Source organism: Halorubrum sp. GN11_10-6_MGM, assembly GCF_005435165.1.
In the GTDB taxonomy this organism is placed as follows: domain Archaea; phylum Halobacteriota; class Halobacteria; order Halobacteriales; family Haloferacaceae; genus Halorubrum.
This window is the reverse complement of sequence record NZ_SGUC01000031.1, coordinates 23,311-37,495: the sequence shown is the minus strand read 5'-3', so window position 1 is coordinate 37,495 and position 14,185 is coordinate 23,311. Positions and strand designations below refer to the sequence as shown.

The 14,185-nt window shown below is 69.2% G+C and carries 16 protein-coding genes; 6 read left to right on the top strand and 10 right to left on the bottom strand.

Going from position 1 to position 14,185, the window contains the following annotated elements:
• The first annotated feature begins 336 nt into the window (after positions 1–336).
• Positions 337–1,176 (top strand): hypothetical protein, encoded by an 840-nt coding sequence (locus tag EXE46_RS13215; protein WP_199234171.1) that lies wholly within the window; start codon positions 337–339, stop codon positions 1,174–1,176.
• 26 nt (positions 1,177–1,202) lie between these two features.
• Here the strand turns inward: EXE46_RS13215 and EXE46_RS13210 are convergent, their stop codons facing one another.
• A complete protein-coding gene (locus EXE46_RS13210) occupies positions 1,203–1,523 on the bottom strand; it encodes a hypothetical protein (protein WP_137688849.1) in 321 nt (106 codons plus the stop codon).
• A gap of 139 nt (positions 1,524–1,662) precedes the next feature.
• Here EXE46_RS13210 and EXE46_RS13205 point away from each other — a divergent pair, with 139 nt between their 5' ends.
• Positions 1,663–2,550, top strand: coding sequence for a DMT family transporter (locus tag EXE46_RS13205; RefSeq protein WP_137688848.1), 888 nt, complete (start codon positions 1,663–1,665; stop codon positions 2,548–2,550).
• 60 nt (positions 2,551–2,610) lie between these two features.
• Positions 2,611–4,182, top strand: coding sequence for a HAMP domain-containing sensor histidine kinase (locus tag EXE46_RS13200; RefSeq protein ID WP_137688847.1), 1,572 nt, complete (start codon positions 2,611–2,613; stop codon positions 4,180–4,182).
• 30 nt (positions 4,183–4,212) lie between these two features.
• Here the strand turns inward: EXE46_RS13200 and EXE46_RS13195 are convergent, their stop codons facing one another.
• Positions 4,213–4,713, bottom strand: a complete 501-nt coding sequence (locus EXE46_RS13195) for an SRPBCC family protein (protein WP_137688846.1) — start codon at positions 4,711–4,713, stop codon at positions 4,213–4,215.
• Between the two features lie 92 nt (positions 4,714–4,805).
• Here EXE46_RS13195 and EXE46_RS13190 point away from each other — a divergent pair, with 92 nt between their 5' ends.
• Complete coding sequence (locus tag EXE46_RS13190; RefSeq protein WP_137688845.1) at positions 4,806–5,732, top strand: DNA-3-methyladenine glycosylase; 927 nt, start codon at positions 4,806–4,808, stop codon at positions 5,730–5,732.
• A 90-nt stretch (positions 5,733–5,822) separates the two neighbouring features.
• Positions 5,823–6,236 carry a DUF555 domain-containing protein gene (locus EXE46_RS13185; protein WP_137688851.1) on the top strand — a complete coding sequence of 138 codons (414 nt, stop codon included), beginning with the start codon at positions 5,823–5,825 and terminating at the stop codon, positions 6,234–6,236.
• A gap of 146 nt (positions 6,237–6,382) precedes the next feature.
• On the opposite strand, the gene EXE46_RS13180 is transcribed toward EXE46_RS13185, so the two are convergent.
• From EXE46_RS13180 to EXE46_RS13155, 6 genes are all read right to left on the bottom strand, one after another.
• Positions 6,383–6,616: a UPF0058 family protein gene (locus EXE46_RS13180; protein WP_004598519.1), complete on the bottom strand. Its 234-nt coding sequence runs from the start codon at positions 6,614–6,616 to the stop codon at positions 6,383–6,385.
• Positions 6,617–6,883: 267 nt separating this feature from the next.
• Positions 6,884–7,063 (bottom strand): hypothetical protein, encoded by a 180-nt coding sequence (locus EXE46_RS13175; RefSeq protein ID WP_096392845.1) that lies wholly within the window; start codon positions 7,061–7,063, stop codon positions 6,884–6,886.
• A 99-nt stretch (positions 7,064–7,162) separates the two neighbouring features.
• Positions 7,163–8,215 (bottom strand): transcription initiation factor IIB family protein, encoded by a 1,053-nt coding sequence (locus EXE46_RS13170; protein WP_137688844.1) that lies wholly within the window; start codon positions 8,213–8,215, stop codon positions 7,163–7,165.
• Positions 8,216–8,491: 276 nt separating this feature from the next.
• Positions 8,492–9,448: a mechanosensitive ion channel family protein gene (locus EXE46_RS13165; protein ID WP_137688843.1), complete on the bottom strand. Its 957-nt coding sequence runs from the start codon at positions 9,446–9,448 to the stop codon at positions 8,492–8,494.
• Between the two features lie 100 nt (positions 9,449–9,548).
• Positions 9,549–10,859: a Zn-dependent hydrolase gene (locus EXE46_RS13160; protein WP_137688842.1), complete on the bottom strand. Its 1,311-nt coding sequence runs from the start codon at positions 10,857–10,859 to the stop codon at positions 9,549–9,551.
• Positions 10,860–10,950: 91 nt separating this feature from the next.
• Positions 10,951–11,283, bottom strand: a complete 333-nt coding sequence (locus EXE46_RS13155) for a hypothetical protein (RefSeq protein ID WP_137688841.1) — start codon at positions 11,281–11,283, stop codon at positions 10,951–10,953.
• Between the two features lie 96 nt (positions 11,284–11,379).
• Here EXE46_RS13155 and EXE46_RS13150 point away from each other — a divergent pair, with 96 nt between their 5' ends.
• Entirely contained in the window at positions 11,380–11,592 is a 213-nt protein-coding gene (locus tag EXE46_RS13150; RefSeq protein WP_137688840.1) for a PLDc N-terminal domain-containing protein, read from the top strand.
• 22 nt (positions 11,593–11,614) lie between these two features.
• Here EXE46_RS13150 and EXE46_RS13145 read toward each other — a convergent pair whose 3' ends face one another.
• Both EXE46_RS13145 and malQ read right to left on the bottom strand, forming a co-directional pair.
• Positions 11,615–12,643, bottom strand: coding sequence for a sodium:calcium antiporter (locus EXE46_RS13145; protein WP_137688839.1), 1,029 nt, complete (start codon positions 12,641–12,643; stop codon positions 11,615–11,617).
• A gap of 3 nt (positions 12,644–12,646) precedes the next feature.
• On the bottom strand, positions 12,647–14,137 hold the full coding sequence (gene malQ / locus EXE46_RS13140; protein WP_137688838.1) for a 4-alpha-glucanotransferase: 1,491 nt from the start codon (positions 14,135–14,137) through the stop codon (positions 12,647–12,649).
• Positions 14,138–14,185 lie beyond the last annotated feature (48 nt).

Below are 14,185 nucleotides of genomic sequence, written 5' to 3'. Positions count from 1 at the left end.
TACCGTGAAGTACTGGAGTGAGCGATCTTCTGGGAACCACGGGTCGCCGCCTGCCCATTCATACGGGAACCATCCCACTCAGCCCACGGACAGCGCGTCCGTGGGCTTTCTTCATATCCCGCGAACTCGTGAGATAGCGATAGCAACTGCCGTCAGCGAACACGGGCGCGACGCGAAGCGGTATCAGTCCGGTCCGGCGCCGTGTGAGAGTTCTGTCGCGGACGACTGCGTACTAGCAACCGAACGGCCGAACAGTGATAAACTCGCTAGAACACATATCAGTACTAATAGCTCCATCCGTAAGTTTATGACTTTTGTCGCTGAACCTAACGTATCATGGAGGAATCGAACAGCACGGTGCGACTCGTCTGCGGCGACCGCCCGTCGGGACGCGACGGAGTCGCCTCCGAGCGTGTCGTGTCCGTGTTGTTCGGGACCGACGTCGAGACGTGGCGGAGCGGCTGGGATCGAACGACGACGGGACCGCCGCACCGAGAGGCGGTAGTGGACGCGAACGACGTCGCTCGCAGCGGAGCCGCCGCCTCGACGCATACGATGCCGAACGCCGGGCTTGCGTACACGGTACTTGGACGGGCCGCCGAGAATGAGCGAATTCTCGACGCCGTCTCCAACCACCTAAACAGCACTCCTTCGGGGACGGTCGACGTGGTCGTCGACGACCTCGCACCGCTCGCTGTTCGGGAAGGGGTTGACTCGGCAGTCACGTTCGTAGACGGTCTCCTCGAACGAGGACGCGGGCGGGCGGCTCGGATCGCGATTGGGTGCTCGTTTGAGGCGTCCGGAGAGCTGCTATCACGGGCTGGTGCCCGCGTGGACTCCGTGGTCGGTACGGAGGTGGCGGCGGCGGTGGAGCGACTCTCTCGCGACGATCCCACGACCTTCGGATACGTCCGTCGCCACTGGGCCGAGGCCAAGCGGGGCATCGAGGCGTGCGATCGGAACTACCCGCAGTCGAAGCAGGTCCACGCCGCGTTGATGGAGCCTGAGACGACGCCGCGGACGCTGGGGGCGACTCTGTCAGGGCTTGTCACCCTCGGCGCGCTGGACACGTGGGGAAACACCGTCGGCTCGACCCGATACGATCTCACCGCCTACCGGCCCGATCGGACGTGGGCCGTCGGCGCTGCCCTCGCGGCGACGGATTCGGACGACTGAGGCGATGCCGTGCCGAACTCGGCTCTTTAACCGCCGGTTTCGGGTCGGTCGTCGGCTCCGAATCGGTCATCGGTCTCGGCGACGGGGTTGAGGTCGGCCTCCACTACGGTGCCGTCCGGCTCCAGCGTCACGCTCCCGAGGGCCGCAGTCTCGCCGGTGTCGTACTGCGCGGCGATGGCCTCCAGTGTCGGGCGTCGGTCTAGGCGCTCCCATACGGCGTCCGTCACGAGGGACTGAAACGCCTCGGGGTCGGTCCATCCGGCGTCGATATCGGACGGAACGCCGACGACGACTCGGAGCTCAGTCTCGGCGACGCTGATGCCGACGCCGAACGTGTCCGCACACATGAGCGCTCGTTCGCGTCGGGGAGTGAAATCTCCGTCGGCGCCGTCTGTCGCGCGGCCGCCGCGAACCCTTCTCCCCCGTGCCGACCGGGCAACTCTCGAAACCCGTAAGCGCCCGCTGCTCCAACGGTCGGAGCACCCGATGAGTTCGAAGCCGGTAGTGTCGCCGAAGCTCGGGCTGGCGGGAGCGGTCGCCGCGGTGAGTGCGGGCGCGATTCTCGTCCGTCTGAGCGACGCGCCCAGCTCGGTCGCGGCGTTCTACCGGGTCCTGTTCACGACTCTGCCGCTGGCCGCGGTCGCGGCGTGGCGGTACCGCGGGGAGTTCGCGCGGATTCGATCTCGCGACCTCGCCTTCGCGGTCCTGTCGGGAGTCGCGCTCGCGGTCCACTTCGCGGCTTGGTTCGAGAGCCTCCGGTGGACGAGCGTCGCCGCGAGCGTGACGCTCGTTCAGGCGCAGCCGGTGTTCGTCGCGGTCGGGGCGTGGCTGCTGTTGCGTGAACGCGTCACGCGTCGCACGGCCGCGGGTATCGCTGTCGCCGTCGGGGGGATGGCGTCGATGTCGATCGGCGATCTCCTCGCCGGCGTGGCGGTCGGTCCCCGCCCCCTGTACGGGAACGCGCTGGCGCTGGCGGGGGCCGTCGCCGCCGCGGGCTACGTGTTGGCTGGCCGCTCGCTGCGGCAGCGAATCTCCCTCGTTCCCTACGTTACGGTCGTATACGGCGTCTGCGCGGTCGTTCTGTTCGGGTTCGTTCTCGCCGGCGGACACCCGATCACGGGATACCCCGCCCGAGAGTGGCTCCTGTTCGCCGGGCTCGCGGCCGGACCGGGTCTGCTCGGTCACACCGTTCTCAACTGGGCACTCGGGCATCTCGAGTCCAGCGTCGTCTCCGTCTCCCTCCTCGGCGAGCCGGTCGGCGCGACGCTGCTCGCGTTCGTGTTACTGTCGGAGGCGCCGACGCCCGCGACGGTCGCCGGCGGATGCGTCGTCCTCGTCGGGATTTACGTCACCGCGACCGCTCACCGGTCGTAGCGTTTTCAGCGCCGATATTTGGGGGTGAACGTTGAAGAGTTTCGAAAGCCAGACTCGGGTATGGACCGGCGAACCGTCGTCGCGTTCGTGGGCGACGACGAGAGCGCCAGCGAACGTGTGGCCCGAGCGGTCGACGTCGCATGGGGTGCGGATGGGCCGACGTTTCGCGCATTCGCGCCGTCCGAGTTGGACACCGCCCGGGACGGCGAGGGAACGCTGAACGCGACCTGTGGCGTCGTCGTCACCGCGACGGCCGTGACCGACGACGCGGTGGCCGACCGCCTCGCGATGCTCCCGTCGGATGTGCCGGTGATCGCGATCGTCGAAGCCCCGGAGACGGACACGATCCGGACGCTGCTGTCCGCCGGCGTGACTGACGCCGTCGACGCCGGAGGGAACTCTCCCTCGGGTGTGGTCAGCGGCTCGGACCCGCTCGTCGAACGACTCGCGAGCGCCGTTGACCCGGATCGCGTCCAGTTGGGCGACGAAGACGTCGCCCGCATCGCAACGGTGTTACTCGACGCGGGGACGACGCTGATGAGCAGCCGTACCGACGAGATCAGTACGAAAATCGAATGGACAATGGGGAATATCGGCGAGCACGCGGAGCTCGACCGGATCGTCTGCTATCGCGAAGAGGACACACAGTTCACGCCCACGTGTAGCTGGTGTCCGAACGGGTTCGATCCGGCGCCGCGGCAGTTCGAGGATTTCCCCGATCCGGAGCAGCTATCGACGTTCGAGAACGTTGCGCGCTCGTCCGCTCCCGGCCCGGCGCTCGACGGCGAAGAACCGGAATTGACCGCCGACGGGCCACCGGCGACGGTTCACGTTCCACTCGTCGACGAGTGGGAACTGCGGGGCGTCATCGCGTTCGAGTCCGACGAGCGGCGCGTCTGGTCGGAGGAGGAAGTGAACCTGTATCGCACCGTCGGTGACCTGATCGCGCACGCGATGGCGCGCAACGACCGGCGAACGGCGCTCCGCCGGCAGGCCGAACAGCTCGAACAGTTCAGCGCGGTCGTCTCGCACGACCTCCGAAACCCGCTCAACGTGCTGTCCGGGTATCTCTCCCTCTCTGAATCCGATATTTCGGCCGCGCGTTACGATGCCATGAGCGGGGCGGTCGACCGCATGGAGACGCTGATCGACGACCTCCTGATGCTCGCGCGTCGCGGAGAGGTGATCGGCGAGACGGAACCGGCGCCGATCGAGGCGATCGCGGAAGACGCGTGGCGCTCGGTACGGGCGCCGGACGCGACGCTCACCATCGCCGACGAGGTCGGTCGCGTCGAGGCCGACCCGAGCCGACTCCGTCAGGCGTTCGAGAACCTCTTCCGGAACGCGATCGACCACGGCGGTCGAGACGTCGCGATAGAGATCGGGCCGCTCACGAAAGACGGTGGCGTCAGAGGAGTGTATATCGCCGACGACGGGCCGGGGATCCCGGAGGATCTCGTCGAGACGATCTTCGATTCGGGCGTCTCCTCGGCGGGCAGCTCCGGCATCGGTCTCGCGATCGTCGACCGGATCGTCGCGGCACACGACTGGAACGTCGAGGCTCGCAACGACGACGGCGCCGTCTTCGAGTTGACGTTCGGGGCAGACGCCGCCCGCGTCGCGCCGTCGTAGCGGTGCCGTGACCCCCAGTGGTGCGGGAGTTCAGTTCTCGGTGAACCGCTCGACCGTCCGGCGGTGCCGGTCGCGGAACATCCCCTCGAATCCGACTTTCGCCATCGGGCCGACCGCGTCACCGAGCGGGCCGAGCGGCAGTCGATAGGCGACCGTGTCCACGAGAAGGGTCTCGTCCCCGTCGGCGTAGAACGCGTGCGTGTGTTCCCACCGTCGGAACGGGCCGTCGTCCATTTCGTCGACGAACCGAGCGGAGCGCTCGGGCGGCGTCGTCCCGTCGGGCTCGCGCTCGACGATCCGCGAGGTCCACCGCTGTCGGGGACCGGCTCCGAACGGCCGGATCGACATCTCGATCTCTGAGCCGGCGACGAGGACTTCGGGGTCGGGCGACCCGTCCGGTCCCGTGACGCCGCCGACGCGGAGCCGCATCCAGTCGGGGGTGAGTTCTCGCAGTCCGTCGACCGTGGAGTGAAACTCCCACACGTCCTCGATCGGGGCCGGCACCCGAGTCGTCCGCCTGTACGTCGGCATACGTCGGGTAGGAGACGGGCGGACAAAAACCCGTCCTCGGCGGCGGTTCGGGACCGAAACCCGCATCCCTGCCCGGACCCTGACCGAAGACGATGGAACGCGGGGCGATCGACGTCGGCGAGCTGGCTGGACCGTTCGACCTTCAGGCGACCCTCGAGAGCGGCCAGAGCTACCTCTGGAACCGCGCGGACGGCGAGACGTACGCCGAACTCCACGCGCACGGCGGCGACGCGTGGTACGAGACGGTCGTCGACCCGATCTCCGGCGTGACGGACGAGCGCGTTGCGGTCCGGGTTCGACAGGAAGGCGGCGTCCACGACGGAACGCTTCACTGGGAGGCGTCGGCGGACGCCGAGCCGCTGTTGACGCACCTGCTCCGCCTCGACGACGACCTCGACGCAATCTTAGACGCCACGCCGGACCTCCCGCTTCTGGAGCGCGCGTACGAGTCTTACGAGGGAATGCGGTTGACGCGCGATCCCGTCTTCCCCTGTCTGATATCTTTCATCTGTTCGGCGCAGATGCGCGTCGCGAGGATTCACGGGATGCAGCGACGTCTCCGGGAGACGTACGGCGACGCGGTCGCGCTCGGCGACGAGACGCTCCGGGCGTTTCCGACGCCCGAGCAGCTGGCCGCGCGCACCGAGCAAGAGCTCCGCGACCTCTCGTTAGGGTACCGCGCGCCGTACGTACAGCGGACCGCGGAGATGGTCGCGAGCGACGAGGCGGACCCGCTGGAGGCGGCCGACCTCCCCTACGAGGAGGCGCGTGAGTCGCTCACTCGGTTCGTCGGCGTCGGTGACAAGGTCGCCGACTGCGTGTTGCTGTTCTCGCTGGGATTCCTCGAAGCCGTTCCGCTGGACACCTGGATCCGCACCACGATCGAGGAGTACTACCCCGAGTGCGACCGCGGGAGCTACGCCGAGACGTCCCGGGCGATCCGCGAGCGGCTCGGCGGCGAGTTCGCCGGCTACGCGCAGACGTACGTGTTCTACTACCTCCGCGCCGGCGGCGAGTGATCGGGGATTCCCGCACGGCGGCCGTCTCGGCCGTTCGGATCCGTTTACGGCCGAAGTTTGATACTCGTTCGCGTGATACTATCTATCGTGATGGATTGCCGAGTCGTCGTCGAGGCCGCGGTTCCGGTGTACGACGTTGACACCGCCGACGAGGCGGTCCGGATCGCAATCTCGAAGACCGGTGAGATGCTCAACCCGGATCTCAACTACGTCGAGATCGACGCCGGGACGCGGACGTCGCCGAGCGGCGAGCGGCTCGACCCGGCGTTCGTCGCGGCCGACGAGGCGCTCGTCGCCTTGGAGCTTCGAATGGACGTGTTCAACGTCGACCGCGACGAACACGCCAGCCGCGTCGCGCGCAAGGAGATCGGCAAGCGCCTCCGAAATATCCCGCTGGAAGTGCTTTCGGTCACCGAGATCGATTCGGCGGAGAGCGACCGCACGGAGGACACGCCGGCTGCGGAGGAGGAGTCCGAGCCGGACCGTCGCGGCTCCGACCCCTGAGAGTGGGCCGAGTGCCGCGACGACGGGACGGCGACAGGCCTCGAACGCCGGTCGCCGTCTCGGGGCTGCCTGTTGACGGTCGGCGAACGGTCGCGACGCTGGTCAGCGTTCGGGCGGTCGGCGAGGAGTAGTGCGCAGTAAACGTCTCAGTCGGCCGTCGGGGCCAGCGGCTCCGATTCGGACGACTCCATCGGCTCAGTGATTCCCTCTGTCAGCTTGAAAACGGCCGCTTTGTGGTCGGTCTTCGACTTGTGAATCGATGTCGGTTTCACGCCCAGTTCCTCGTACGCCTCGAGGTCGACGTCGTCGTCCCAGAACTCGCACTGTTTTCGTACCTCCGCGAGGAGACCGTGAAGATGGATGAGCTCCTGCTTCTTCATGAGTACCAGTCCTTTGCTACCGGAGGTTTATATTATTATCTTGAGCCACGTTACCACACTATTCGCGTATATCGCGAGTAGCGGGGCGGAGAAGTGTGTTCTCGATAAATCGTTAAGGATCGTTTTTGACCATCACCGGCGCCGCACGTGCCGCGAGCGACAGGTGTCACTGCGCGGCGAGAAGCACCGATCGAGAAGCAGGCGGTTGAGGAGCACCCGAGCGGCGGGCGTACCGGCAGACTGTTCGGATCTCGGCTCCGGCGAGCGCTACTGGAACTGCTTGACGGCCTCGAGGTCGCGTTCCGTTCGCATGAACTCCGTCAGGCGTCGCGTCGCGTGACACGCGGAACAGCTGAAGTTAGACCGGAGATCCTGAAGCTCGGCGGGGTTGTCCTGCCACTCCTTGCCGCACTCCGGACAGACGAGTCTGACGAACGCGTCAACCATGCCTTCCCCTACAGCCGGCGGCGTTAAAAACGTAAGTGACGGCGAGGATCGGCGACCGCGACGCTCGTCTTGAGCGTCGGACCGATCTGTGGCGGTGGCTCAGGCGCTCACGGTGCCGCTCGCGTCGAGCAGTTCCTTGTACCGGTTCCGGATGGTGACCTCCGAGACGTCGGCAACGTCGGACACCTGACTCTGCGTCACCTTCTCGTTCGACAGGAGCGCGGCCGCGTAGACGGCGGCGGCGGCGAGGCCGACCGGCGACTTACCGCTCGTGATCCCCGCGCTCGCGGCGTCGTCGAGCAGTTCGCGGGCGCGGCGCTCGGTCTCCTCCGAGAGGTGGAGCCGCGAGACGAACCGCGGGACGTAGCTCGTCGGGTCCGCGGGCTGAACGCGCAGCCCGAGCTCGCGGATGACGTAGCGGTACGTCCGGGTGAGCTCCATCTTGTCCACCCGCGAGACCGCCGTGAACTCGTCGAGGCTCCGGGGGTTCCCCACCTGCCGGGCGGCGGCGTACAGCGCCGCGGTCGCGACGCCCTCGATGGAGCGCCCGGGGAGGAGGTTCTCGCTCAGTGCGCGCCGGTAGATGACAGAGGCGGTCTCGCGGACGTTGTCCGGGAGGCCGAGCGCGCTGGCCATGCGGTCGATCTCGCCGAGCGCCTGCTTGAGGTTGCGCTCCTTGGAGTCGCGGGTGCGGAACCGCTCGTTCCACGTCCGTAGCCGCTGCATCCGACGTCGCTGTCGCCCGGAGAGCGACTTGCCGTAGGCGTCTTTGTCCTGCCAGCCGATGTTCGTCGAGAGCCCCTTGTCGTGCATCATGTTCGTCGTCGGGGCGCCGACGCGGGACTTGCTGTCCCGCTCGTTGGAGTTGAACGCGCGCCACTCCGGGCCGCGGTCCACGGAGTCCTCCTCGACGACGAGCCCGCAGTCGTCACAGACGGTCTCGCCGTGCTCCGTGTCCGTCGCGAGCCGGCCGCCGCACTCGGGGCAGGTCGTGATCCGCTCGCGTCCGCGCTCGCTCGCCGCCGTCGATTCGTCGCCGGACGACTCCGACGCCCTCGCCCGGGCGCGCTCTCCGCTCGCGGACGCGTCCCGTGAGTCCGCCCGTCGTTCCCGTTCCGTGCCGCCGTCGCTGTAGGTCTCTATCTCTGTCATGGGTCTACTCCGACGATCCCCCGGCGAAAATACAGCGAGGTCCGCGAATCGCCAGTCTGTTAACGTGTAGTTAGTTCCGAGAGTATATAAATCTGCCTACTATTGTGCCCGACGATATCGCGCCAAAAACGCCTGAAAACTGCTTGTGCGGCCGCTTCGTTCTGATCTACCCTCACCGCCAGCGCGAACGCTCACGTCCGCGCCGGGCGCCACGACCGTACTTATACTTCACTGCGCCGGGCCGTCCGCGAACGGCGGGCGCGCCCCGTCCCGTCGTCACCGGTTCCGGCTCACCGGGAACGCGACGCGGTCCGGGTTCTCGTTGAACCGGGTTAGGATCCGCTCGTACAGCCGGTTCTTCACGCGCTGGCCGCGCCGCGGGTGCGTGAGGTACCGGACGCGCAGCTCCACCCACGACTCCTCTTGGCGAACGTTGACGCTCGGCCCGTCGGTGACCTCCAGTTCGACGGGCGTCTCCGCGAGCGCCTCGCGGTAGGCGGCGATCCCGTCGGCCATCTCCCGGCCGACTATCTCCGTCGCCTCCTCGATCATCACCGAACGCGCGAACTCCAGGTCCGTCTCGTAGGCGACCTGGACGGGGACCTCGTTCCAGACGTACGGCGATCCCCCGCCGCCGAAGTTGACCACGTTCGACGAGAGGACGACGCTGTTCGGGACGGTGACCACGCGACCGGAGGGTTGGTTCGTCGTCACCAGCTCGCCGTTGATCTCCCACAGCGTCGTCACGAGGAAGTCGACCCCGATCACGTCGCCTTTCGCGTCGTCGATCCGGACTCGGTCGCCGACGCCGAACGGCTGCTTGACCGCGATGTACACCCACGCGATCAGCGACAGCAGCGGCTGCTGGAGCGCGAAGGTGATCGCGAAGCCGATGACGCCCAGCGAGAAGAGGAGCCCGAGCCAGTTCTCCGTCGCCACCGCCAGCGTCGCCACGGTCCCGACGATCCCGAACGAGAGGCGGAGCAGGTTCCGGACGTTGTGCGCTCGGCGCTTGCTCGCGGAGCGCGTCAGCACGCGGACCGCGAGCAGGTAGCTCCCGTAGACCAGCCCCACCACGGCGACGACGAGAAGCGACCGGCCGACGACGGTCGACGCCGGGTACCCGCCGATCGGCGGCCAGTCGGCGAGCGCGTCGGTGGTTCCGGCGACGGTCCCGGCGACGCCGGCGAGCAGCCCGACCGCGAGCGACGCGAGTCCGATCGGTCGTCTCACGCTCGTCGCTCGCGGCCGACCGGCAAAACGGTTGTGCCGTCGCGGGAGGTCCGACGCCGTCTCGCCGTCCAGTCTCAGGGCCGACCGGCGTCGAGGGGGGTCACTCTTCGGTCGCGACCCGCGCGAGCGCCCCCGCCAGCACCTCCGTCGCGGCGGCGCAGTCCGCCCAGTCGGTCCACTCGCGCGGGTTGTGCGAGATCCCGTCGCGCGAGGGGGCAAAGAGGAGCGACGCGTCCGTGACGCGAGCCACCCGCATCGCGTCGTGGGCGGCCCCCGAGTGGAGGTCGATCGCCTCCCGGCCCGCCGCGTCGGCGGCGTCGTGAGCGGCCTCGCGGAGGCGGTCGCTCATCCCCGTCGGCGCGACGTCGAACGGCCGCTCGAACGCGGTCTCGACCCCCCGCTCGCGCTCCAGCCGCGCCAGCGACTCGCGCGCGGCGTCGACGATCGCCTCCATCGACGCGGCCTCGACGTCGCGGACGTCGACGCCCGCCTCGATGCGCCCGGGCACGACGTTCGTCGCGTTCGGCTCGACCGACAGCGATCCGACGGTGCCGACCGCCGACGGCGACGACGACTCGACGACCTCGTTTGCGGCGGCCTCGACGTCGAGGACGAACTCGCTCGCGGCCGCGAGCGCGTCCGTCCGCTCGCCCATCGCGGTCGCGCCCGCGTGGTTCGCCTCGCCTTCGACCGTCGCCTCGCAGTGCGTGATCCCGGTGATCGTCGTCACGACGCCGACCGCCGCGCCCGCCGCCTCCAGCGTCGTGTCCTGCTCGACGTGGAGCTCGTAGAACGCCGCCCACGACGCGGGATCGATCGTCGTCGGCGCGCCGTCGCCGTCGGTCGGCGTGACGGCGTCGACCGCGTCGCCCCCGCGGTAGCCGATCCGCTCCAGCGCTTCGTCGAGCGTCTCCCCGTCGCCGTCGGTCAGCGCGAGCGCGTCGTCGAGCGCCAGCTCGCCGGTCGCGACGGTCGAGCCGAGCAGGCCGTTGCCGAACGTCCCGCCCTCCTCCTCGGTGAAGCTCACCACGCCGACCGGGCGGTCCGGCTCGACGCCCTCGTCGCGCATCGCCCGGACCGACTCCAGCGCGGCGTACACGCCCAGCGGCCCGTCGAAGATCCCGCCCTCGGGGACGCTGTCGAGGTGGCTCCCCGAGACGACCGGCGCCGCGTCCGGGTCCGCGCTCTCGGGGGTCCACGTCCCGAGGACGTTCCCGACGGCGTCGACGGTCACGTCGAGGTCGGCGTCGCGGCAGCGTTCGACGAGTCGGTCTCTGGCCCGGCGGTTCGCCTCGGTACCGGTCCGGTTCGTTCGCGCGTGCGCCTCGGGGTCGTCCGTCTCGACGCGGCCGAACGCCGCGTTCGCCTCGATGTCCGCGCGGAGCCGGTCCGCGTCGACTGGAAGTCGCATACCGGCACCGGGCGCCGCGGGATCAAAACGGTTCGGGCTCCGGCGGGACCGACTGGGGACCGGCCGGGCCCCGACGGGTCGCCGCCAGCGCTCACTCGCCCCGCCGTACGAGCCAGTAGCCGGCCGATCCCAGCCCGAGCCCCGCGGCGAACGCTCGGTTCGCCGCCGGATCGTCTATCGAGCGGTCGAGCGCGACGCCGAGCGCCGTCCACGCCAGCGCGACGCCGAGGGTCCGGCCCGGACGGTCGCGGAACCGGCGACAGTCGCCGGCGGCCCGCGCGTGCCGGTAGCAGTAGCCGGCGGCGAACCCGACCCCGAGCGGTCTCGCCCGGACCTCGCCGTCGACGGCCCGCGACAGCGCCAGCAGGGCGACGCTCCCGAGACACTCGATTGCGACGCCGACCGCACGCACCGAGCTAACCATGCCGTGCGTTCGCACTACTCACGAATACCGGTTTCGGCGACCGTCTCGGTGGGGATCCGAAAACACTTCACTCGGGGCGTTCTGCTGTCGATCGGCATGTCCCCGTTGCTCCTCCAAGGCGCGGCCGCCGGGATCGCACTCCTGATCAGCCTCGTGTTCCTCATCGTCCACCTCGCGATGATCGTGTGGACGTACTCGGACGCGCAGACGCGCAGCGAGCACCCGCCGGTCCTCTGGGCGCTCGTCGTCTTCTTCGCGCCGATCCTCGGCCTGCTGCTGTACCTGATCATCGGTCGGGACTCTTACTGAGGCCGCTGGCGCGCCCGAACCGCTACACTCCCTTGAGAACGCTCGTCGCCCCGACGCTCTCGGCGACGACCCACGCGACGAACAGCCCGTAGGCCGCCAGCAGCGCGTACGACTCGCGGTCGTCGAGTGCGAGGCTCGTCCGGAGCGTGACGAACAGCAGCACGGTCGCGACGGTCAACACGCCGAGCATCGGCACCGCCGTCGAGAAGTTGACGGCGACCTCGCCGACGATCAGCACGCCGATCGGGATCGCGACGAGCAGGTCGAAGGTGTTCGACCCGAGGACGTTCCCGAGGCTCGTCGTCCCGCGGTTCTCGCGCGCGGTCCGGACGCTCACCAGCGCGTCAGGCAGGCTCGTCGCCGCGGCGACGACCGTGACGCCGGCGAGGAACTCAGGGACGCCGAAGGTGACGCCGAGGGACTCGACCGACGCGACGAGCCGTTCGACCGTGACGACGATCACCGCGAGCCCCGCGAGCAGTTTCGCCCACTCCCGCCGGAGGTCGATCCCGTCGCGCACGCGCTCCATCGCCGCGTCGTCGACGTCCTGGTACTGGATGAAGAGGTACAGGCCGTACAGCCCGAGCGGGATGACCGCGAGCGACCGCGGCATCCTCCCGACGATCGGGTCCGTCGACACGGGGAAGTAGATGACCGCGAGCGCGAACGTCACGACCAGCGCCGACACCGCGAGCATGTAGAACTGCGCCTCCTTGTACACGATCGCGCGGTTGGCCTCCAGCTCGCTGTCGCCGCTCAGCCCCGACGCGGCGGGGATCACGAGGACGTTGAAGATCGCCGACCCGACCAGCGCGCCCACGCCCATGTCGAAGACGCCCGTGAGGGCGGTGACCAGCACGCTCACGAGCTCCGGGAAGCTCGACCCGACCGCGACGACGACCGACCCTTGGACCACGGCCGGGAGCCCGTAGTAGCCGGAGAGCGTCTCGGCGGCCTCCTCTAACCAGCCGCTCCCGAGCCAGATGAAGCCGGTCGCGGCGACGATCACGAGGACGTGGACGACCGGCGCGTCGGGCAGGGGCCCGGTCACGGCTCACCGCACGTGTCTCCCGCCCAGTTCCCACAGCCGGTCCGCGATGCCGTCGTCGAGCGCGTCGGGGGTCACCCGCCACTCCCAGTTGCCGTCGAGCGTGCCGGGCTCGTTGAACCGCGACTCGCTCCCGCGGCCGAGCAGGTCCTGAACCGTGGTCACGGCGAGGATCGCGTCCGAGCCCCACACCTCGTCGATGATCGCCCACTCGCTCGGCTCGTCGGGGCCGGCGCCGACGTTGTACCGGAAACAGTCCCGCTGTTCGGCCGGGAGGTCCTCGAAGTAGCCGGCCCACGTGTCCGTGTCGTGCGTGGAGGTGTAGCCGACGACCCCCTCGCCGTAGTGCATCGGCTGGTACTCGTTCCCCGCCGCACACCAGTCGGCGTACTGCGGCACGCGCATTCCCGGGAAGCCGAACTCGGCCATCAGCTCGTCCATCGCCGGCGCCTCGAAGCCGAGGTCCTCGGCGATGAACGGGGCCTCGCCCAGCTCGCGCTCGACCGTCTCGAAGAGGTCGCGCCCCGGTCCCTCGCGCCACTCGCCGTCGGCGGGGTCGTCGCTGTCCGCGGGGATCGCCCAGTACTTCACGAACCCGAGGAAGTGGTCGAGCCGGGCCACGTCCGCGAGCTCGAACAGCCGTCGGAACCGGTCGAGCCACCAGTCGTACCCGGACTCGGCGAGGTGTTCCCAGTCGTAGAGGGGGTTCCCCCAGCGCTGGCCGGAGTCGCCCGCGTTCGGCGGGACGCCCGCGACCGCGGTCGGGCGGTTCCCCTCGTCGAGCCGGAACGCCTCGGGGCTCGCCCACACGTCGGCGGAGTCGAGCGCGACGTAGATCGGCACGTCGCCGACGATCGACACGCCCTCCTCGGCCGCGGCCGCGCGCAGGTCGCGCCACTGCCGGTCGAAGGTCCACTGGAGGAACTCCCGGAACCGGATCTCTCGGGCGTGTTCGTCGCGCGCGTCGGCGAGCGCGTCGGGATCGCGCGTCCGGAGCGGCTCCGGCCACTCGGTCCAGACGTCCTCCGGCCGCGCGTCGGAGAGCGCCCTGAACAGCGCGTAGTCCGCGAGCCACGGCTCCCGCTCGCGGAACTCGTCTATCGCCGCGCGGTCGGCCTCGCTCGCCCGCTCCTCGAACCGCTCGAAGGCGGTCCGCAACAGCGGGAGCTTGTACTCGCGGACCGCGTCGTAGTCGACGCGATCGGCCGGAAACTCGGGGACCGGCGTCAGGTCGTCCCCGTCGAGCCACCCGTTGTCGACGAGCCCGTCGGGGTCGACGAACAGCGGGTTGCCGGCGAACGCCGACGGCGACTGGTACGGTGACTCCCCGGCGACGGAGAGCGTCGGGCCGATCGGACAGATCTGCCAGTGGTCGACGCCGGCGTCGCCGAGGAATGAGAGGAACTCCCGGGCGCCCTCGCCGAGGTCGCCGATCCCGTACGCCCCCGGCAGCGAGGTGACGTGACAGAAGACGCCGTCGGAGCGGTCGAATCGCATACGCCCCCCTGTGATCCCCACCGACTCAAGCGTTGCGTCCGGGCGCGT